Here is a 19,227-nt window from a genome sequence, read left to right as displayed (position 1 = left end):
ATCAGTCCGCGATGCCCACCACGAGCCAGATCCCGGCCACCCCGCCCACGGTGCACATCAGCGTGGACAGGGCGGGGTGCTTGTGGTGGGCCTCGGGGAGGATCTCGGCGGACGCGAGGTAGAGCAGCACCCCTCCGAAGAACCCGAGGTACGCCCCGAGTGGTTCCTCCGGAAGGGTGAACAGCAAGGTGGACGCCGCGCCCACCACCGGCGCGACGGCGTCGGCGAAGAGCATCAGCAGCGCCTTGCGGCGGTCGTTGCCGTAGAGGCTGGTGAGCGTGTACGTGTTGAACCCGTCGGCGAAGTCGTGGGTGATGACGGCCAGCGCCACGGCCACGCCCATGCCCCCGCCGACCTGGAAGGCCGCGCCCAGGGCCACGCCGTCGGCGAGGCTGTGGCCGACCATGGCCGCGGCGGCGGTCAGTCCCACCTGGGGGACGCGGGCGCCGTCCTCGGCTCCGTGCGCGGCCTGGCGGACGGCGAGCAGCCGCTCCACGACGTGAGCGACGAGGAAGCCGCCGACGAAGAGCAGCAGGGCGAGCGGTACGCCGAACACCTCGTCGCCCGCGGCGTGGAGGGCCTCCGGGAGCAGGTCGAGGCCCACGACGCCGAGCATCAGCCCGCCGGCCAGGCCCAGCACGAGGTGGCGGCGGTCGGTGACGCGCTGCGCCGCCCATCCGCCCGCCAGGGTCATCAGGAACGCGCCCAACGCCACGATCACGGCCATGTGCCCCTGAATACAGACTCCTCGCCGCGCGTGCACGTCCGCGCGCGGGTGGCGGGCGGCGGACTGTTGACGACGGACCGACCCGGGCAGGCGAAGTGCTGGTGGCGGTGGCGGTGACGATGACTACGGAGGGAGGACCCCCGGTGGGCGAGTACACGACGCAGGTGGTGGTCGGGGTCGGCGGGCGCGCGGGGGTTTCCGTCGCGGAGGTCTGCGCGCTGGTCGAGGAGACGCTGCGGGGGGCCGGGCTCGCCGTGGAGGCGGTGAAGTCGCTGGCCACCGTGGAGTCGAAGGCGGACGAGCCGGGGCTCACGGGCGCGGCGGAACGTTTCGGCGTGCCCCTGGTGAGCTACCCGGCCGCACGGCTGGCCGCCGTCGCCGTGCCGCACCCCTCGGAGGCGGTGCGCACCGCCACCGGGACCCCCTCGGTGGCCGAGGCCGCTGCCCTCGCGGGCGGCGGGGAACTCCTCGTGCCCAAGCGGCGGTCGATGGCGGCGACCTGCGCGGTGGCCACGGCGCACGCGCACGACCTGCGCCACCACGGTGACGCCGAGGTGATCGACGCGGGCTCCGCGCTGGTGGACCTGGCGGTCAACGTACGTGCGCAGACTCCCCCGGACTGGCTCAAGCAGCGGATCGCCGCCTCCCTCGGGGACCTCGCCGCGTACCCCGACGGGCGGCCCGCCCGTGCGGCGGTGGCGGCCCGGCACGGGCTGCCGGTCGAGCGGGTGCTGTTGACGGCCGGGGCCGCGGAGGCCTTCGTACTGATCGCGCGGGCCCTGGGAGCGGTACGGCCGGTCGTGGTGCATCCGCAGTTCACCGAGCCCGAAGCCGCCCTGCGGGATGCGGGGCACCGGGTGGAGCGGGTGGTGCTGCGGGCGGCGGACGGCTTCCGGCTGGACCCGGCGGCCGTGCCCGAGGAGGCGGACCTGGTGGTGGTCGGCAACCCGACCAATCCGACGTCCGTGCTGCACCCGGCGGGAACCCTGGCCGCGCTGGCCCGGCCGGGCCGGATCCTGGTCGTCGACGAGGCGTTCATGGACGCCGTCCCGGGCGAGCGGGAGGCCCTGGCGGGACGGATGGACCTGCCGGGGCTGGTGGTGCTGCGGAGCCTGACGAAGACATGGGGGCTGGCGGGGCTGCGGATCGGCTACGTGCTGGCCGAGCCCGAGGTGATCGCGAAGCTGGCGGCCGCTCAGCCGCTGTGGCCGGTGTCGACCCCCGCGCTGGTGGCGGCCGAGGCCTGTATGGCTCCGGCGGCGCTGGCCGAGGCGGAGGATGCGGCCCGGCGGATCGCGGTGGACCGGGCGCACCTGCTGGCCGGGCTCGCGGAGTTCGACGAGGTGACGGTCGTCGGGGTGGCGGAGGGACCGTTCGTCCTGATCCGGGTGGCGGGCGGGGCCGAGGTCCGCACCCGGCTGCGCGCCCTCGGCTTCGCCGTCCGCCGCGGGGACACCTTCCCGGGGCTGGACCATTCCTGGCTGCGGCTGGCGGTGCGCGACCGGGCGACGACGGGCCGGCTGCTCCAGGCCCTCGACCACGCGCTCGCGCTCGTCGGGCGGTGACCGCGGGCCGCGAGGCCCCCTCCTGACCCGAATGGCCCCCCTACGATGGCTGCGGGGGCGGGGACCGGGTGACGATCCCCGCATCGGGGCACGACATCGGGGGTCGGAAATGAAGGCATCCGCCAGGTCGGTCGCGGCGCTGGCCGCGCTGGCGGTCGTGGGCGGCGGGATCTACGCCGTGCCACGGCTGCTCGACAGCGGCGCGGCGCCCGCCGCGGAGCAGCGCCTGCGGGGCGGGCCGGGGCAGGGCGAGCCGGGGCAGGGGAAGTCGGAGGCACCGCAGGCCGCCGCCCCGGGGAAGCCGTTCACGCTGGTGGCGACCGGCGACATCATCCCGTACCCCTCGATCGTGCAGCGGTCGGCGGCCGACGCGGACCGGGCCGGGGAGTACGACTTCCGGAAGATACTCGCGGGGGTCAAACCCCTGGTCTCCGCCGCCGACCTGGCGATATGCCACCACGAGATACCGTACGGGCGCCCCGGCGGCCCCTACACGGGCTATCCCACCTTCAAGGCCCCGCACCAACTGGCGGACGCCCTCAAGGACGCCGGGTACGACAGCTGCTCCACCGCCTCGAACCACACCCTGGACGACGGCTACGAGGGCCTCGCCCGCACCCTGGAGCACCTCGACCGGGTCGGCATCCCCCACGTCGGCTCCGCCCGCAGCGCCGAAGAGGCCAAGGCCCCGGCCCTGCTCACGGCGGGCGGCGCGAAGGTCGCCCAGCTCTCCTACACGTACGGCACGAACGGCATCCCGCTTCCGCAGGACAAGCCCTGGGCCGTCAATCTGATCGACCGGGACCGGATCCTCGCAGACGCCCGGGCGGCCCGGGCGGGGGGCGCGAACGTGGTGGTGCTCAGCGTCCACTGGGGCACCGAGTGGCAGACCGCGCCGGACGAGCAGCAGAAGGAACTGGCGCAGGCGCTCACCGCCTCCCGCTCGGCCGACGGCCTCCCCGACATCGATCTGGTCATCGGCACGCACAACCACGTGCCGCAGCCCTACGAGAAGATCAACGGCACCTGGGTGGTCTTCGGCATGGGCGACCAGGTCGCCAGCTTCGTACCGGCCGACAAACTGCGCGGCAACCAGTCCTCGGTCCCCCGGTTCACCTTCGCCCCGGCTGCCGGTCATCCGGGCCGCTGGGAGGTGGCGAAGGCCGAATACCTCACGCAGTACTCGGACATGGGGCCGCCGTTCCGCGTCGTCTGCGCCTCCTGCGCCGCCTCGGACGCCTCGCTCCCGGCCACGAAGCGCAGCGAGTACGCGCGGATCGACCAGCAGGTCACCGGTGCCGTGATGTCCCGCGGCGCGGGCGAGCAGGGGCTGGAGCACGCCACCCGCTGAGCGCCCCGTCCCGCCGAGCACGGCGCCTGCCGAGCACTCCCCTCCGGGTGCTCCTCGGCACGCGTACTCCTCGGGGCGGGTGCTCCCCGGCACGGGCACACCGCCCGCCCGCGCCCGCCACCCCGTGAGCACTCCCCTCCGTGTGCTCCCCGGGGCGGGCGGACCGGGCGGTGGCCCGGGGCTCCCGCCCGCCCTACGAAGCGGCCTTGCCCCGCCGGGTGAGCAGGAGCGCGCCCCCGCCGATGGCGAGCAGCGTCAGCGCCCCGCCCGCGACATAGGGAGTGAGTGAACCGCCGCCGGTCTCGGCGAGGTTGGCGTTCGCCCGGGCACCGGACGCCTCCGCGCCGGTGCCCGTCGCGGTCTGGGGCTTGATGTCCTGGTTTGCGGGCGGGGTCGAGGCCGGCGCCGCGCCCTTCGGGGACTCGCAGCGGGCCTCGGCGAGCACGATCTCGCCGTCGACCTGCGCCACGTTCAGGTTCAGCGGGTTCACCGACACCTTCAGGCGGAGCGCTGCCGCGGCGGCCGTGGTGGAGGTGGTCTCCGTGCCGGACAGCTCCAGCAGGACCTGGCCCACTCCGGGGACGTCCACCTTGGTCGGACCGCCCGCCGTCAGGGTGACCTTCTTGCCGAGCGCCGTCACCTTCCCGAGGACGTTCGCGCTGGCCACGGGCTTCTTGCCGGCTTCGCAGACGGCCTTGGAGGTGACCTTCTCCACCTCGACGAGGGAGAGCAGCGGCAGGCCCGGGACATGGATCTTGGCCTTGGCCAGGTTCGCCTCCGCCTCGGCCCGGTTCTTGTCGGCGGTCGCCTTGGAAGTGGCCACCTCGGCGCGCAGCACACTGACCGGCTTGTTCCCCTCGACCCCGTCCAGGGTGACGGTCAGTGCCGTCTTCTCGGCCGCCGCCGGGGCGCTGACCTCGTTGAGGGTCGTCTTCAGCGGGACGTGGACGGCCTTGTTGAGCAGGCCCACGTCCAGTCCGGCGCGCAGGACGACGGCACCGGCCCTGCCCTCGCCCCCGGCTCCACCGCCTCCCGTGGCGAAGGCGGGCGGCGCGGTGAGCAGGGCGACCGCTCCCGTGGCGAGCAGGACGGCCGCGGGCATGCGGAAGGTATGGCTGTTCACGGTGGTGGTACCCCCGGGGAGTTGGGTGCCGTCACGCCGCCAATGGGGGACATCGCGCGCGCCGACGGTCTCGACCCCGGAATCTTTACGCACTGTGGGTGAACGAGGGGCAACCTGACGCTACTTCACCCCAAAGGGTGGTTTCCGGGCGGATATTCGAATCGTTTCGCCTCACGAAGAACGAGAGTTCTCGCCCGTCACGGACGCCGGGCCCACACGGCCTTTTTCAACGACCGGCGGCTCCCGACGTCACGCGGCGTCAACAAGGCGCCGACGCCCGGCTCAGCCCCGGCCCGGACCTGGCTCGGGCACGGCTCAGCCCCGGCTCAGGCCCGGATCCCGCCGTTCACGACGACCCTCAGCGGCTCCGCGAGCGCACGTACGTCGGCCCGCGGGTCGGCGGCGTAGACAACGAGGTCTGCGGGCGCCCCTTCGCTCAGACCCGGCCTGCCGAGCCACTCGCGGGCCGCCCAGGTCGTCGCGGAGAGCGCGTCGATCGCCGGGATGCCGGCCCTGACGAGCTCGGCGACCTCCGCCGCGACCAGGCCGTGCGGGAGGGAGCCCCCCGCGTCGGTACCGACGTAGACCCGGATGCCCGCGTCGTAGGCGGCGCGGACGGTGTCGTACCGCCGCTCGTGGAGCCGTCGCATGTGCGCCGACCAGCGCGGGAACTTCGTCTCGCCGCCCGCCGCCATCTTCGGGAACGTCGCGATGTTCACGAGGGTGGGGACGATCGCGACCCCGCGCTCCGCGAACAGCGGGATGGTGTCCTCGGTGAGGCCGGTGGCGTGTTCGATGCAGTCGATGCCCGCCTCGACCAGGTCGCGCAGCGAGTCCTCGGCGAAGCAGTGCGCCGTGACCCGGGCGCCCAGCCGATGGGCCTCGGCGATGGCCGCCTCGACCTCGGCGCGCGGCCAGCAGGCCGCGAGGTCCCCGGCGTCGCGGTCGATCCAGTCGCCGACGAGCTTGACCCAGCCGTCGCCGCGCAGCGCCTCGCGGCCGACGTACTCGACGAGGTCGGCGGGCTCGATCTCGTGGGCGTAGTTGCGGATGTAGCGGCGGGTGCGGGCGATGTGCCGACCGGCCCGGATGATCTTCGGAAGATCCTCGCGGCCGTCGATCCAGCGGGTGTCCGAGGGCGATCCGGCGTCCCGGATGAGGAGGGTGCCGGCGTCGCGGTCGGCGAGGGCCTGCCGCTCTGCGGTCTCGGCGTCGACCGGGCCGTGGGAGTCCAGGCCCACATGACAGTGCGCGTCGACCAGCCCGGGCAGGGCCCAGCCGGTCACCGTGGTGGTCTCGCGGGCGCCGCGCGGGCGCTCGTAGGAGATCCGGCCACCGACCACCCAGAGCTCGTCGCGGACCTCGTCGGGCCCGACCAGCACCCGCCCCTTCACGTGCAGCACGTCACTCGCGCCGCCCACGTCGCCCACGCGCACATCGCTCACATCACTCATGGCGGCACTGTACGCGCGGGCCCCGCGGCGTCAGGAGGCGGAGAGGGCGTCCAGCAACCGGTCCACGTCCGCCTCGGTGTTGTAGAGGTGGAACGAGGCCCGCAGGAGGCCCGCACGGGCGGAAGTGGCGATGCCCGCCGCCTCCAGGGCGGGCTGCCGATCGGCGAGACCCGGAACGGAGACGATGGCCGCATCACCGGGGACGGGCTCGTGGCCGAGGCGCGCGAGTCCGGCCCGGTAGCGGGCGGCCAGGGCGGTGTCGTGGGCGTGGACGGCCTCGATGCCGATGCGCTCCAGCAGGGCCAGGGCGAGCTCGGACGCGTGGTAGGCCAGGAAGGCCGGGGACTCGTCGAACCGCCACGCCCCGGGGGCGAGCCCCGACATCGGCCCGTAGGTTGCGTCCCCGTCGGCCACCGCCGGTACCCAGCCGGCGTGCAGCGGGGTCAGCGTGTGCTGGGCCTCCTGCGACACGGTCAGGTACGAGGCTCCGCGCACGCCGAGCAGCCATTTGAAGCCCACGGCGACCGTGTACTCGTACGGCGAGGCGTCGAAGGGGAGCCAGCCGGCCGCCTGGCTGGCGTCCACGAGCATCCGGGATCCGTGGGCGGTTGCCGCCTCGCGCACCGCGGCCAGATCGGCCGTGCGGCCGTCCGCGGACTGCACGACGCTCAGGGAGACGAGGGCGGTATCGGCGCCGACGGCCTCGGCGAGGGACTCCAGCGGGGCGAAGCGCATCTTGAGGTCGCCGCGCGCCACGAAGGGGTTGACCACGGAGGAGAACTCGCCCTCGGGGCAGAGCACTTCGGCGCCCGACGGGAGCGAGGCGGCGACGAGGCCGACGTGGGTGGAGACCGCCGAGCCGACGGACACCCGGTCGGCACCCACCCCGACGAGGCGGGCGAAGGCCGCCCGGGCGCGGTTGACCCGGTCGAAGTCGCCGAAGCCGGTGGGGAGCCCGGCCCCCGCCGCCTCGGCCAGCTCCCGTACGGCCGCGACGGCGGAACGCGGGACGACCCCGCACTTGGCGCTGTTGAGGTAGGTGGTGGTGTGGGCGAACTCGGCACGGGTCGCCTCGGCGAGGGGAAGATCCATGCCGTCAACTCTGCGCCAGGAACGACCCAAAGTCCATTGCCGGGTTCACTGCGCCCACCCCAAGTAATCCTTATGCCTGCGGGACCGCGCACGCCCCGTCGGGCTCGCACGCCTCGGCGCCGGCGGCCGGTTCCTCGACCTCGCGCCCGGCCCAGGCCTGCTCCAGGGCGCGCGTGAACACCTCGGCCGGCTGCCCGCCCGAGATCCCGTAGCGGCGGTCCAGGACGAAGAACGGGACGGCGTTCGCACCCAGTTCGGCGGCCTCGCGCTCGTCGGCCCGCACCTCGGCGGCGTAGGCGGAGTCGTCGGCGAGGACGGTGCGCGCCTCGGTCTCGTCCAGCCCGGCCTCGACGGCGAGCGCGATCAGCACCTCGGGGTCGAAGACGGAGCGCTCCTCGCCGAAGTTGGCCCGGTAGGCGAGGTCGAGGAGCTCCTCCTGACGTCCGCGGGCGGCGGCCAGGTGCAGCAGCCGGTGGATGTCGAAGGTGTTGCCGTGGTCACGGCCCTCGGTGCGGTACGTGAGGCCCTCGGCGCGGGCGCTGGCGGCGACGTGCTCCTCCATGCCGCGCGCCTCGTCGAGCGTGCGGCCGTACTTCTGGGCGAGCATCTCCACGACGGGAGCGGTGACCCCCTTCGCACTGCCCGGGTCGAGCTCGAAGGACCGGAAGACGATCTCCACCTCGTCGCGGTGCGCGAACTCGGCCAGTCCCTTGGTGAAGCGGGCCTTTCCGATGTAGCACCAGGGGCAGGCGATGTCGCTCCAGATCTCGACGCGCATGATCCTTCTTCTCTCCGGGTTCGCAGGGGGATGAAACGGTTTGTGGTTCAACCACCCATCCGCCCGTCTCATTCCCCGGACGCGGCCGGTACCCGGTCCACCTCCAGCCAGAGGGTGCGGTGGCTGCCAGAGCGGGCGGCAGCGGGATCCGCGAGCCAGCCCTGGGTGGCGTAGAACGCCTGGGCGCGCAGGTTGTGCTCGTAGACCTCGAGGCGGACCTGGCCGATTCCGGCCCGGCGCCAGACCTCCACGCAGGCGGCGTGCAGCGCCGCCCCCGTGCCGCGGCGCCAGTGGACCGGGTCGACGTGGAGCTGGGTGAGGGTGGTCTCGCCGTTCTCCGTGCGGTACGCGGCGACCCCGGTGAGCTCGCCGTCCTGCTCGGCGCAGAGCACTCCGCCCTCGGCGGCGTCCCGGGCTATGGCCCGGGACCAGCCCTCCCGGGTCCGCTGGATCTCGGCGTCCCCCAGATAGGCCTCCTCGGGGATGTGGCCCTCGTAGTAGGTGGCGCGGGCCCTGGTGTGCAGGGCGGCGATCGCGGCGAGGTCGGCGGTGCGCGCTGTTCTGATCATGGGAATGAAAACGCGCCGGGACCCTCGGCGGTTCCCGGCGCGTCGGCCCAGCGGCCCGCGTGGCTACTTCTTCAGCCACGCCTCCATCATCTTCTGGGCGATGGGGGCGGCCAGTTTGCCGCCGCCGATCTCGGAGCGGTCGGTGTCGGAGTTCTCGATCACCACGGCCACCGCGATCTGCTTGCCGTTCAGCTTGCCGTACGAGGTGAACCAGGCCAGCGGCGCGAGGCTGTTGTTGACACCGCGCTGGGCGGTGCCCGTCTTGCCGCCCACCTCGGCGCCCGACACCTGGGCCGGCTTGCCGCCGCCCTCGGTCGCGACCGTACGCATGGCGTCGCGGATCATGGAGGCCGTCCTCTCGTCCATGACCTTCTGGGACTTCGGGTCCTTGAAGCTCTCCAGCACGTTGCCGCCCGCGTCGGTGACCTCGGAGACCATGTGCGGGGCGACGAGCTTGCCGCCGTTCTCGACGGCGGCCGTCACCATCGCCATCTGGAGCGGGGTGGCCTGGACGTCGAACTGGCCGATGCCGGTCTGCGCGACCTGGTCGATCGACATCTTCTTCGAGGGGTACTTGCTCGACGGGTTGGTGCGCACCGGAGTGTCGATCTGCACGTTGAAGCCGAGCTTCTCGGCCGTCGCCCGCATCTTGTCCTGGCCCAGCTTGGAGGCGAGCTCGGCGAAGACGTTGTTGCAGGACAGCCGCAGGGCGGTGCGCACCGAGACGTTGTTGCAGGCCGCGGAGCCCGCCTCGCTGGGCAGCAGGGTGCGGGTGCCGGGGATCGTGTACGGGTCGGCGATGCCGGTCTGCCGGTCGATGTCGGTGACGAGGCCGTTCTCGATCGCCGCGGCGAGGGTGACCAGCTTGAAGGTGGAGCCGGGGGCCTGGGGCTTGCGCAGCGCCACGTTCTCCAGGGCCTTGCCCTTGTCCGCGGAGAGCTCGGTCCAGGCCTTCTCGTCGTTGGCGCCGGCGATGGTGCCCGGGTCGAAGGAGGGGTTGTTGACCACGGCGAGGATCTCGCCGCTCTTCGGGTCCATCGCGACGGCCGCGCCCTGCTTGCCCTGGAGCGCGTCGTAGGCGGCTTTCTGGACGTCCTTGTCGATGGTGGTCAGGACGTTGCCGGGGGCGGCCCGCTTGTTGGTGAGCATGTCCATCACGGTCTTCAGCCGGCTGTCGGAGCCGTTGAGGACGTTCTTGTAGATGCCCTCCAGCATGGTGGTGCCGTAGGCCTGGGAGCTGTAGCCCGTGATGGGCGCGTAGAGGGGACCGTCGACGTACGTCCGCTTGTAGCCGAAGTCCTTTCCGCCCGTCTTCACCGAGCCGGTGATCGCCTCCCCACCCACGATGATGTTGCCCAGCGGGTTCTCGTACTGCCCGATGAGATTCCGGCGGTTGTGCTTGTCGTCTGCGAGGGCCTGGCCTTGGTATGCCTGCACCCAGGTGACGCGGACCAGCAGGGCCAGCACCAGGAGCAGACAGAAGACCGACGCACGCCTGATCGTCTTGTTCATCCCCCAGAAGGACGTCCCGGCGGTCCCGGCCGTTCCGCTCTGCCCCGATTGTGGCGGGGTTCTCAGCTTTTCTTCATGATGAAGCCTCCCTCGTAGGCCGCGATGACCGCCTGGGTGCGGTCGCGGGAGCCGGTCTTGGCGAGGACCGACGCGACGTGCGTCTTGACGGTCTGCGGCCCGACGCCGAGGCGCTCGCTCATCTCGTGGTTGGACAGCCCGGTGGCCATCAGGCGCAGGACGTCGGCCTCGCGGTCGGTGATCCGGGCCACCCAGGGTGCGTGCGCGGGCGGGGCGCCGGCCGTGAGGGCGGCGGCGAGGGAGCGGACCGCGGCCGGGAAGAGCAGGGAGTCGCCGCGGGCGACGAGCCGGACCGCGCCGATCAGCTCGTCGGGGTCGGCCCGCTTGAGGAGGAAGCCGACGGCTCCCGCGCGCAGCGCGTCATAGACGTAGGCGTCGTTCTCGAAGGTGGTGACGACCACGATCCGGGGCGGCTCGGCCATGGTGGCGAGGACCTGCTCGGTGGCGCGGATGCCATCGATCTCGGGCATCCGGACGTCCATCAGCACCACGTCGGGGGCGAGCGCCCGGACCAGTGCGACCGCCGCGGCCCCGGTGGCCGCTTCGCCCACGACCTCCAGATCGGCTTCGGCCTCCAGGATGACCCGCAGCGCGGTGCGGACCATCCGCTCGTCGTCGCAGAGCACGATGCGCAGCGGCGGCCGGGCCGCGGGGGCTGTCCCGGCCCCGCTCGTGGTCGTGGTCGTGGTCGTGGTCGTGGTCCCGGTCCCGGTCACCGGTCGTCCCCGGTGAGCGGGAGGACGGCCCGCAGGCGCCAACCGTCGCCGTACGGGCCCGCCTCGATGCTGCCGCCGAGCAGCGCGGCCCGTTCCGCGGCGCCGCGCAGTCCGCGGCCCCCACCGGTGCGGGGCTCCCGGTCGTCGTCGGGGGCGGCGGGCGGATTGGTCATGGTGACCTCCAGTCGACGGTACGCGGTGTCGGTATCGGTGTCGGAGCCGGTGTCGGAGCCGACGCCGGGATCGGAGCCGGTCCGTACGCGGATCCGCAGATCCACCGGGCCCGCCCCGTGGCGCAGGGCGTTGCTGAGGCCCTCCTGGACGATCCGGTACGCCTCGCGGGAGGCGATCGCCGGGAGGGCGGCCCAGTCCCCGGTGGGGCCGGGGTCCTGGTGCGCGGTGACGGTGGTGCCGCCGGCCCGGGTACGGGCCAGCAGCCCGTCGAGGTCGGTGGCGAGGGTGGGGGCGTGCGCGGCGTCCGGCCGGTCCGGGTCCCCGTCCCGGAGCAGGCCCAGTACGGCGTCCAGCTCGCCCACCGTCCGCCGGGTGGTGTCCTCGATCGCGGCGAGCGCCTCCCGTACGAACTCGGGATCGCGCTCCAGCATCCGCCGGGCGGCGGCGGCCTGGAGGGTGACCGCGCTCAGCGCGTGCCCGACCGCGTCGTGCAGTTCCCGGGCCAGCCGGTTGCGCACGGCCAGGTCTGCGGCCCGCTCCTCGGCCGCGGCCAGCCGGTCCGCCGGCGTCGGCCCGAGCAGAACGGGCGCCGTCCGGGCCAGCAGCTGCCCGGCCCCGGCGGCGCACAGGGCCAGCCCGGCCAGCAGACCGATCCCGACCAGGGGGGCGGCGTACGGGTTGGTGTCCGTGGCGAACCAGCCGTACCCCAACCGGACGTCCCCCAGCCGGCCCACGACCGGCACCGCGATCAGCACGACCGCCATGGGCGGCACCGCGAGGGTCATACCGCTGATCAGCGCTCCTGTCCCCAGGTGCAGGGTCCACCAGGCCGACGCCCGCACCCGCGCGGCCCAGGACCTCGCCGGCCCGTCGGCCAAACCCTCCCCCGGCACCCCGCACATGGCCCGGACAGCGACCACCGACATCGGACGGACCGGCCCGAACAGCGCCGTGGCGGCGACGAGGGGCAGGGAGAGGGCATACGCGAGGAGGCTGAGCGGGGCGGAGTCGAGGGCGTTGACCCCGCCCGCGACGACACCGACCACCACCTGCGCGAGCAGGAAGTACGGCATCAGCAGGGCGCCGCCGAGTATCAGGTGCACCCAGCGCCACCCGGCCCGCGCCCCCAGCAGCCGGTTCATGCCGGGCGGCGGGCCGTGAGGAAGCGCAGGAGGACGGTGCCGGCGAGCAAGCCCGTGATCATCTGGCCAGCGTAGATCAACAGCGTTGCGGCGGAAGGTCCTTCGCCTCCGTCCAACTGCGGTCCCAGCGCGGCGATCGTCATCCAGGCCCCCCAGCTCAGCGTGGCCGCCCCGCCGATCCAGGCGAGGCCGAGCGGCCACCGCGCCGGGATCGTCCCGCCACGGGCCAGGAGCAGGGCCCCCGCTCCGGCGACGAGCGCGCACATCGCGTCGACCGCGGTCACCACGGCCCTGTCCACGGACTGATCTGCCGTCCCGGCACCGAGACCGGCGGTACCGCCGAAGGTCCAGTACCCGTACACCACCGCGACCGCCAGGCCGACGGCCGCCGCGGCTGCCGCCACCACCCCCGTGGACGGCGGCAGCCGCTTCCCCGTCACGCCCTGCCACCGCTGTCCCCAGCGCTCCCGCGCATAGGGCACGAACAGCCCGGCCAGGGCGAGTCCTTGGACCATGAATCCGGTGTAGACGACCATGAACACCCAGGAGTCCAGGAAGGGCTCGCGCGCCGCCTCCACCACGGGATCCGACCCGAACCCGACGGCTCGTACGAGCAGTTGGCCGGGGAACGCGAAGAAGATCGGGGTCAGCAGACCGGTGGCCACGAAGACCGGGACGGTCAGCAGCCAGCCGGGCACCCGAATGCCCCAGGGCCTGGTGAGCAGCAGCGCGAGCAGGATCACGCAGGCGTCCATGGCCAGCGTGATCGAATTGGCCGCCAAGAAGAACGGGCCCGGCTCCCGCAGCACACTTCCTTCGGGTATCCCGAGGTGACTCCCGGCCAGCCAGGCCGTTTTGAGCCCCACGTACGGCACGGTGGCGACCACGGCCACCGCCCGCAGGATCCGCCGCCCGGCCCCCGGGCGGGAGGGCGACGGCCGTTTCGCGTCCGCCACCCCACTCGTCTGCACCTCTCGCGTGTTCATGACTCGACGGTCGCGGCTGCGCAGCCCCGCCGCCTCCCCCTTGATGGGGAACCGCCTCCCCCACGCGGGGGAGGCCCAACCCGCCTCACCCCCGGCGCCCCGCCCGAGGCCCCGCACCCGAAGCCCCGCACCCGCACCCGCACCCGCACCACCTCACATGCGGCGCGTGACCACCGACAGCCGGTCCCGCGCCTCGAACAGTGCCGCCTTGATGACCTGCTCGTGCTCCCCCGTCAGCCGGGCCACCGGCACCGAGCAGCTCACCGCGTCCCGCGCCGGCGTCCGGTACGGCACGGCCACCCCGAAGCAGCGCAGCCCGAGCGTGTTCTCCTCCCGGTCCACCGCGTACCCCTGCTCGCGCACCAGCGCCAGCTCCTCGATGAGCCGCTCCCGGTCGGTGACGGTGTGTTCGGTGACCGCCTCCAACCGCGGCGGCAGCAGCCCCCGCACCTCCGCGTCCGTGTGCGTCGCCAGCAGCGCCTTGCCCAGCGCCGTCGAGTGCACGGGCAGTCGCCTTCCGACCCGGGTGAAGGGCCGCAGGTAGTGCTGGGACTGCCGGGTGGCGAGGTAGACCACGCTCGTCCCGTCCAGCCTGGCCAGGTGGATGGTCTCCGTCGTGTCGTCGGAGAGCCGGTCCAGGGTGGGCCGGGCGGCCGCGACGACCTCGTCGCCGTCGATGTACGAGCTGCCGACGAGCAGGGCCCGTACGCCGATGCCGTACCGCGTGCCGGTCGCGTCCGTCTCCACCCACCCCAGATTCACCAGCGTGCGCAGCAGCATGTAGAGGCTGGACTTGGGCAGGGACAGGTCGCTCTGGATGTCGGCCAGGCTGTGCAGCCCCGGACGCGCCGCGAAGTGCTCCAGCAGGAGAACGGTCCGCACCGCCGATTTGACCGGCGCCGCCTGGACCGGAATCCCCGACTCGGCCGTCGTCATACGCCTGCTCCCCCTCTGATCGCCTCTTGTCACGCCGAGGACGCGGAAATAGAGTCCACAGCAGATGTGATCATTCATCCACCGGAACAGCGTTCAGAATACTGAACGATCCAGGAGGCAGCGGGCCATGACAACGACACCAGTCTGGAGTGTGGACCCCCGCACCGGGAAGCAGCGCGAACAGGTTGCGGTGGAGGCCACACCCCAAGAGGTGGACGAAGCCGTACGGGCCGCACACGCCGCCCGTGGCCCGCTCGCCGACGCCACCGTCCGCGCCGCCTTCCTGCGCGCCGCCGCCGCACTGCTCGACGAGGCTGCCGCCCACGTCATCGAGGCCGCCGACGCCGAGACCGCACTCGGCCCGGGCCGGCTCACCGGCGAACTGGCCCGCACCACCGGCCAGCTGCGCGCCTTCGCCGACGCCGTGGACGCCGGAGCCTACCTCGACATCCGGATCGACCGCGCCGACCCCGCCCTCAGCCCGCCGCGCCCCGAACTGCGCCGCTACAAGGTCCCCCTCGGCGTGGTAGCGGTCTACGCCGCGTCCAACTTCCCGCTCGCCTTCTCCGTCCCCGGCGGCGACACCGCGAGCGCGCTGGCCGCCGGCTGCCCCGTGGTCGTCAAGGCGCACCCCGACCACCCCGCCACCTCCGAGCTGTGCGCCTCGCTGCTGCGCCGGGCCGCGGTCGCCACCGGGCTGCCGGCCGAAGTGGTGAGCGTGGTCCACGGGTTCGACGCCGGCCTGGAGCTGATTCGCCATCCGCTGGTGGCCGCCGCCGGATTCACCGGTTCCATCCGGGGCGGGCGGGCCCTGTTCGACGCGGCCGCCGCGCGGCCCGTGCCCATCCCCTTCCACGGCGAACTGGGCTCCCTCAACCCCGTCGTGGTCACCCCGGCCGCCGCCGCCGAACGTGCCGAGGAGATCGGGTCCGGGCTGGCCGGCTCGGTCACCCTCGGCGTCGGCCAGTTCTGCGTGAAGCCCGGCCTGGTGCTGGTCCCCGAGGGCCCGGACGGCGACCGGGTCACCGGCGAGCTCACCAAGGCGCTCGGGGAGACCGAGCCGGGGGTGCTGCTCGACCACCGGATGCGGGAGAACTTCGTCGCCGGCGTGCGCGAGCGGGCCGCACTGCCCGGCGTCGACGCCCCCGTCACCCCCGGATCCGGCGGAGAACACACGGTCGGGGCGGGCTACCTGACCGTAGGGGCCGGGAACCTCCTGGAGGGCGGCGCGTACGACCTCCTCCTGGAGGAGTGCTTCGGTCCGGTCACCGTCGTCGTGCGGTACGCCGACCAGGGCGAGGCGGGCGCGGTCCTCGGGCGCCTCGGCGGGAACCTGAGCGCCACCCTCCAGCTGTCGGCCGCCGAGACCGAGGGCGCGCCGGGTCCGGCCACCGAGCTGATCGGGCAGGTCACGGGGCTGGCGGGCCGGATCGTCGTGAACGGCTGGCCGACCGGGGTCGCGGTGGCCCCGGCCCAGCACCACGGCGGCCCCTACCCGGCGGCCACCTCGCACTCCACCTCGGTCGGCGGCGCCGCGATCGAGCGCTGGCTGCGGCCGGTGGCCTACCAGTCCGTACCGGACGCCCTCCTGCCTGCGGAGCTGCGCGAGGCCAACCCGCTGGGGCTGCCGCGCCAGGTCACCGGGGGCTGAACGGTCCCGGTGCCCCGGCGCCGCGGTGTCCCGGGTGCCGGTGTCCCGGCAGGCGACGCCGCCCGCCGGGGCACCGGAAATCCCGTTGCCCGTCCCGCCCCCGTCGCGGCGTTTTTTCAAGTTCGGCAACGAGCGCCTCGCCCGCAGCCACCCGCGCAACCAGGGGCGCGCACAGGGGCGCGGCCAACCGCGTGATCGGCACTGAAATATCCCGAATATCCCGCGAGGGTAAGGGAACGGCAAAGCCCCTCCGGTCGTTCTCCGGGCATGACCGCTATGACCCCTGGATCCAACCTGCCGCTCAATGCCGTCCGCGTGACGGTCGACGTGGCTGCGCCGGTACGGCTCGACGTATCGGCCCTGCTCCTCGCGGCGGACGGCAAGGTGCGCTCCGACGCCGACTTCATCTTCTTCAACCAGCCCACCGGGCCCGGTGTCGGCTACCGGTCCGGCGGCGGTTCGACGCCGGACTCGATCACCGTGGACACCGGTGCGGTGCCCCCGGGCATCGAGCGGATCGTGGTCACGGCCAGCCCGGACGCCGCCGGGCAGACCTTCCAGGGCATCGAGCCCACCGCCACCGTGCGCAACGCCGACGGCGGCGCGGTGATCGCCGGCTTCACCCCGCCGCAGCTGGGCACGGAGACCGCGCTCGTCGTCGTCGAGATCTACCTGCGCGGCGGCGTGTGGAAGGTCCGCGCGGTCGGCCAGGGGTACGCGAACGGCCTCGCGGGCATCGCCACCGACTTCGGGGTCTCCGTGGACGAGGAGCCCGCGCCGCCCCAGGCCGTGACCCCGCCCGCGGCCCCGGTGGCCCCGGCGCCGGCCGCGCCCCCGGCCGCGCCGGCCTCCTACCCGGCCTCCCCCTGGCTCGGCGGCCCCACCACGCCCGCGGCTCCCGCGCCCGCCCCGGCCGCGCCCGCCGCACCCCCGGCCGCCGCTCCCGGCGCCGGGAAGATCAACCTCGACAAGGGCCGGGTCAGCCTCCAGAAGAACCAGACCGTCTCCCTGGTCAAGGGCGGCCGCCCGCTGCTCTCCCAGGTCAAGATGGGCCTCGGCTGGGAGCCCGCGTTCCGCGGCAAGGACATCGACCTCGACGCCTCCGTCATCGCGTACGGTCCGCAGCGCAACCACATCGACAGCTGCTACTTCGGCAAGCTGTCCATCCTCGGCGGCGCCGTCAAGCACTCCGGTGACAACCTGACCGGTGAGGGCGCGGGCGACGACGAGGTGATCGTCGTGGACCTCGGCCGGATCCCCGCCGACGCCACGGGCCTGGTCTTCACGGTCAACTCCTTCTCCGGCCAGAAGTTCACCGAGGTCGCCAAGGCCTACTGCCGGCTGATCGACGCGGCGAGCGGCGAGGAGCTGGTGCGCTTCGACCTGACGGGCGCCGAGCCCCAGACCGGGGTGATGATGGCGAAGCTGATCAAGCAGTTCTCCGGCGAGTGGGAGATGACTGCCATGGGCGACTTTGTGAAGTCGCGCACAGTGCGCGGCATGGTGAAGCCCGCCGCGCAGGCACTCTGAGCAGGTGGGCGGGCACATACGGCTGCCGCCACGGATTGCGGGTGATGGATGCCACGCGTAATCCGTGGGTGGCTGTCAGTGCCCGCCCGTAGCCTTGGAAGCATGCACGAGACCTTCACACCCGCGGGGCCCGCCCGCCCGTCCGCCGCCGAGGCGAACGAGGCGATACGGCACCTTGTGGAGACCCGGGTGGACGGCGAGTGGCCCTCGGAGGCGTACGAGTTCCTGCTCGCCGAGTGGGCCGAGGCCTCCCGCGCGGAGGTTTCCCCGGCCCAGTGAGGCGCGGGCGCAGTAAGTAGGCCCGGGCGCAGGACCCGGGCCCACGCTCAGGGCGAAGGCCCGGGGCAAAGGTGCAGAGCCGTCAGTGCGCGCGCCGCCACGGCCCGGTGATGGCCAGCATGATGCCCGGATCCTGGATGTTGGCGTACAGCGTGCGCCCGTCCGGGGAGAAGCAGACGCCGGTGAATTCGGAGTATTCGGGCTCCTCGGCGGACCCGTTGTTCAGCTCGTTGCGCGCCAGCGGGTAGGTACGGCCCGACGCCGTCGCGCCGAACAGGTGCTGCAGTCCCGAGCCGTCCTCCGCGATGATCAGGCCGCCGTACGGGGACACGGTGATGTTGTCGGGGCCGTCGTAGCCCCCGTCCGCGGACGGGTCGGCGTTGACCCCGATGAGGACGGTGAGCCGGACCGTGCGCCGCTTGGGGTCGTAGAACCAGACCTGGCCGTCGTGCGCCGTGCCCGGGCTCTCCTCACGGGCGTAGGAAGAGACGAAGTACGCGCCGCCGTCCGCCCACCACATGCCCTCCAGCTTCCGCCCGCGCGTCACCACTCCGTCCGCGAACTGCTTGCGCACCGGCACGGTCCGGGCGTCGCGGTCGCTCACGTCCACCCAGTCGACCCCGTACACGGTGCCGATCCTCGTGGCGCGCGACAAGTCGTCGACGAACCGGCCCGAGCTGTCGATGCACTTGGCCGCCTGGAGCACACCGGCGTCGGCCGCGAGCGTACGGAGCCTGCCGCGCCCGTGGCGGAAGCCGCGGGGCGGGGTCCAGCGGTAGAGCAGCCCGTTGGGGCCGGAGGCGTCCTCGGTCAGGTAGGCGTGGCCCTGGCGCGGGTCGATGACCACGGCCTCGTGGTCGTAGCGCCCGAAGGCCTTGATCGGCTGCGGGTCGCGGTTGGCGCGACGGTCGTGCGGGTCGACCTCGAAGACGTAGCCGTGGTCCTTGGTCATGCCGTTCTTGCCCGCGAGGTCCGAGTTCTCCTCGCAGGTCAGCCAGGTGTCCCAGGGGGTGGCGCCGCCCGCGCAGTTGGTCGACGTACCGGCGATGCCCACCCATTCGGCGACCTCGCCGCCGCGGCGGACCTCGACGACCGTGCAGCCGCCGGCCGCGGCCGGGTCGTAGACCAGGCCCTCGGTGAGCGGGACGGGGTGGGCCCAGCCCTCGCGCTTGCCCTTGAGCTCGTGGTTGTTGACGAGGAGGGTGACTCCGCGGTGCCCCTCGAAGGCAGCGGTCCCGTCGTGGTTGGACGGGGTGCTCTCGCCGGAGTCCAGCTCGGTGACGCCGCTGTGCGTGATCACGCGGTACGTGAACCCGGCGGGGAGGGCCAGGATGTTGTTCGGGTCGGGGACGAGGGGGCCGTAGCCGGGCTCGCAGGGCCGACCGTGCTCGTCCCGGGCCGTGCCGTCCTCGGCGGCGAGGGCCCCGGGGGCGGTGGCGAGGGCTCCGACCGTTCCGGTGAGCGCGACTCCCGCGCCGGCGATGACGGTGCGGGCGGTGAAGTCTCTGCGGCTGAGCGGCATCGGGGCTCCAGGGGTGGGGAGGTGGTGCGCCTGTCGTGCGGT

Annotated in this window: 17 protein-coding genes; 5 read left to right on the top strand and 12 right to left on the bottom strand. The window is 73.4% G+C overall.

Annotation, left to right across the window (positions count from 1 at the left end; genetic code table 11):
• Position 1: 1 nt before the first annotated feature.
• Entirely contained in the window at positions 2 to 727 is a 726-nt protein-coding gene (locus tag IE257_RS34735; RefSeq protein ID WP_053702761.1) for a ZIP family metal transporter, read from the bottom strand.
• A 119-nt stretch (positions 728 to 846) separates the two neighbouring features.
• Between IE257_RS34735 and cobC the strand changes: the two genes are divergently transcribed.
• Positions 847 to 2,292 carry an Rv2231c family histidinol phosphate aminotransferase CobC gene (gene cobC / locus IE257_RS34730; protein ID WP_189973827.1) on the top strand — a complete coding sequence of 482 codons (1,446 nt, stop codon included), beginning with the start codon at positions 847 to 849 and terminating at the stop codon, positions 2,290 to 2,292.
• A gap of 109 nt (positions 2,293 to 2,401) precedes the next feature.
• Positions 2,402 to 3,643 carry a CapA family protein gene (locus IE257_RS34725; RefSeq protein WP_229920841.1) on the top strand — a complete coding sequence of 414 codons (1,242 nt, stop codon included), beginning with the start codon at positions 2,402 to 2,404 and terminating at the stop codon, positions 3,641 to 3,643.
• A 193-nt stretch (positions 3,644 to 3,836) separates the two neighbouring features.
• Here the strand turns inward: IE257_RS34725 and IE257_RS34720 are convergent, their stop codons facing one another.
• The 10 genes from IE257_RS34720 to IE257_RS34675 form a co-directional block, all read right to left on the bottom strand.
• A complete protein-coding gene (locus IE257_RS34720) occupies positions 3,837 to 4,766 on the bottom strand; it encodes an SCO1860 family LAETG-anchored protein (protein WP_189973826.1) in 930 nt (309 codons plus the stop codon).
• A 326-nt stretch (positions 4,767 to 5,092) separates the two neighbouring features.
• On the bottom strand, positions 5,093 to 6,220 hold the full coding sequence (locus tag IE257_RS34715; protein ID WP_189973825.1) for an amidohydrolase family protein: 1,128 nt from the start codon (positions 6,218 to 6,220) through the stop codon (positions 5,093 to 5,095).
• A 30-nt stretch (positions 6,221 to 6,250) separates the two neighbouring features.
• Positions 6,251 to 7,312, bottom strand: a complete 1,062-nt coding sequence (locus IE257_RS34710) for an aminotransferase class V-fold PLP-dependent enzyme (protein WP_189973824.1) — start codon at positions 7,310 to 7,312, stop codon at positions 6,251 to 6,253.
• 70 nt (positions 7,313 to 7,382) lie between these two features.
• Positions 7,383 to 8,090 (bottom strand): DsbA family oxidoreductase, encoded by a 708-nt coding sequence (locus tag IE257_RS34705; protein ID WP_189973823.1) that lies wholly within the window; start codon positions 8,088 to 8,090, stop codon positions 7,383 to 7,385.
• A 68-nt stretch (positions 8,091 to 8,158) separates the two neighbouring features.
• Positions 8,159 to 8,659, bottom strand: coding sequence for a GNAT family N-acetyltransferase (locus IE257_RS34700; RefSeq protein WP_189973822.1), 501 nt, complete (start codon positions 8,657 to 8,659; stop codon positions 8,159 to 8,161).
• 63 nt (positions 8,660 to 8,722) lie between these two features.
• Positions 8,723 to 10,171, bottom strand: a complete 1,449-nt coding sequence (locus IE257_RS34695; RefSeq protein ID WP_189973821.1) for a peptidoglycan D,D-transpeptidase FtsI family protein — start codon at positions 10,169 to 10,171, stop codon at positions 8,723 to 8,725.
• A gap of 62 nt (positions 10,172 to 10,233) precedes the next feature.
• A complete protein-coding gene (locus tag IE257_RS34690) occupies positions 10,234 to 10,854 on the bottom strand; it encodes a response regulator (protein WP_229920845.1) in 621 nt (206 codons plus the stop codon).
• 107 nt (positions 10,855 to 10,961) lie between these two features.
• Positions 10,962 to 12,281, bottom strand: coding sequence for a sensor histidine kinase (locus tag IE257_RS34685; RefSeq protein WP_189973820.1), 1,320 nt, complete (start codon positions 12,279 to 12,281; stop codon positions 10,962 to 10,964).
• On the bottom strand, positions 12,278 to 13,267 hold the full coding sequence (locus IE257_RS34680; RefSeq protein WP_229920840.1) for a hypothetical protein: 990 nt from the start codon (positions 13,265 to 13,267) through the stop codon (positions 12,278 to 12,280). The genes IE257_RS34685 and IE257_RS34680 overlap by 4 nt, the downstream gene beginning before the upstream one ends.
• Positions 13,268 to 13,420: 153 nt before the next feature.
• A complete protein-coding gene (locus IE257_RS34675) occupies positions 13,421 to 14,203 on the bottom strand; it encodes an IclR family transcriptional regulator (RefSeq protein WP_189973819.1) in 783 nt (260 codons plus the stop codon).
• A 127-nt stretch (positions 14,204 to 14,330) separates the two neighbouring features.
• On the opposite strand from IE257_RS34675, the gene IE257_RS34670 reads away from it, so the two are divergent.
• The 3 genes from IE257_RS34670 (at position 14,331) to IE257_RS34660 (ending at position 17,663) form a co-directional block, all read left to right on the top strand.
• Positions 14,331 to 15,854, top strand: coding sequence for an aldehyde dehydrogenase (NADP(+)) (locus tag IE257_RS34670; protein ID WP_189973818.1), 1,524 nt, complete (start codon positions 14,331 to 14,333; stop codon positions 15,852 to 15,854).
• A gap of 267 nt (positions 15,855 to 16,121) precedes the next feature.
• Positions 16,122 to 17,384 (top strand): TerD family protein, encoded by a 1,263-nt coding sequence (locus IE257_RS34665; protein WP_189973817.1) that lies wholly within the window; start codon positions 16,122 to 16,124, stop codon positions 17,382 to 17,384.
• A gap of 102 nt (positions 17,385 to 17,486) precedes the next feature.
• A complete protein-coding gene (locus tag IE257_RS34660; RefSeq protein ID WP_189973816.1) occupies positions 17,487 to 17,663 on the top strand; it encodes a hypothetical protein in 177 nt (58 codons plus the stop codon).
• 82 nt (positions 17,664 to 17,745) lie between these two features.
• On the opposite strand, the gene IE257_RS34655 is transcribed toward IE257_RS34660, so the two are convergent.
• Complete coding sequence (locus IE257_RS34655) at positions 17,746 to 19,185, bottom strand: alkaline phosphatase PhoX (protein ID WP_189973815.1); 1,440 nt, start codon at positions 19,183 to 19,185, stop codon at positions 17,746 to 17,748.
• Between the last annotated feature and the right edge of the window lie 42 nt (positions 19,186 to 19,227).

Origin of the sequence: Streptomyces avidinii, from assembly GCF_014650695.1 — a bacterium.
Lineage (GTDB): Bacteria > Actinomycetota > Actinomycetes > Streptomycetales > Streptomycetaceae > Streptomyces > Streptomyces avidinii.
The sequence above is the reverse complement of the archived record's forward strand: the minus strand, read 5'-3'. Positions and strand labels throughout refer to the sequence as shown.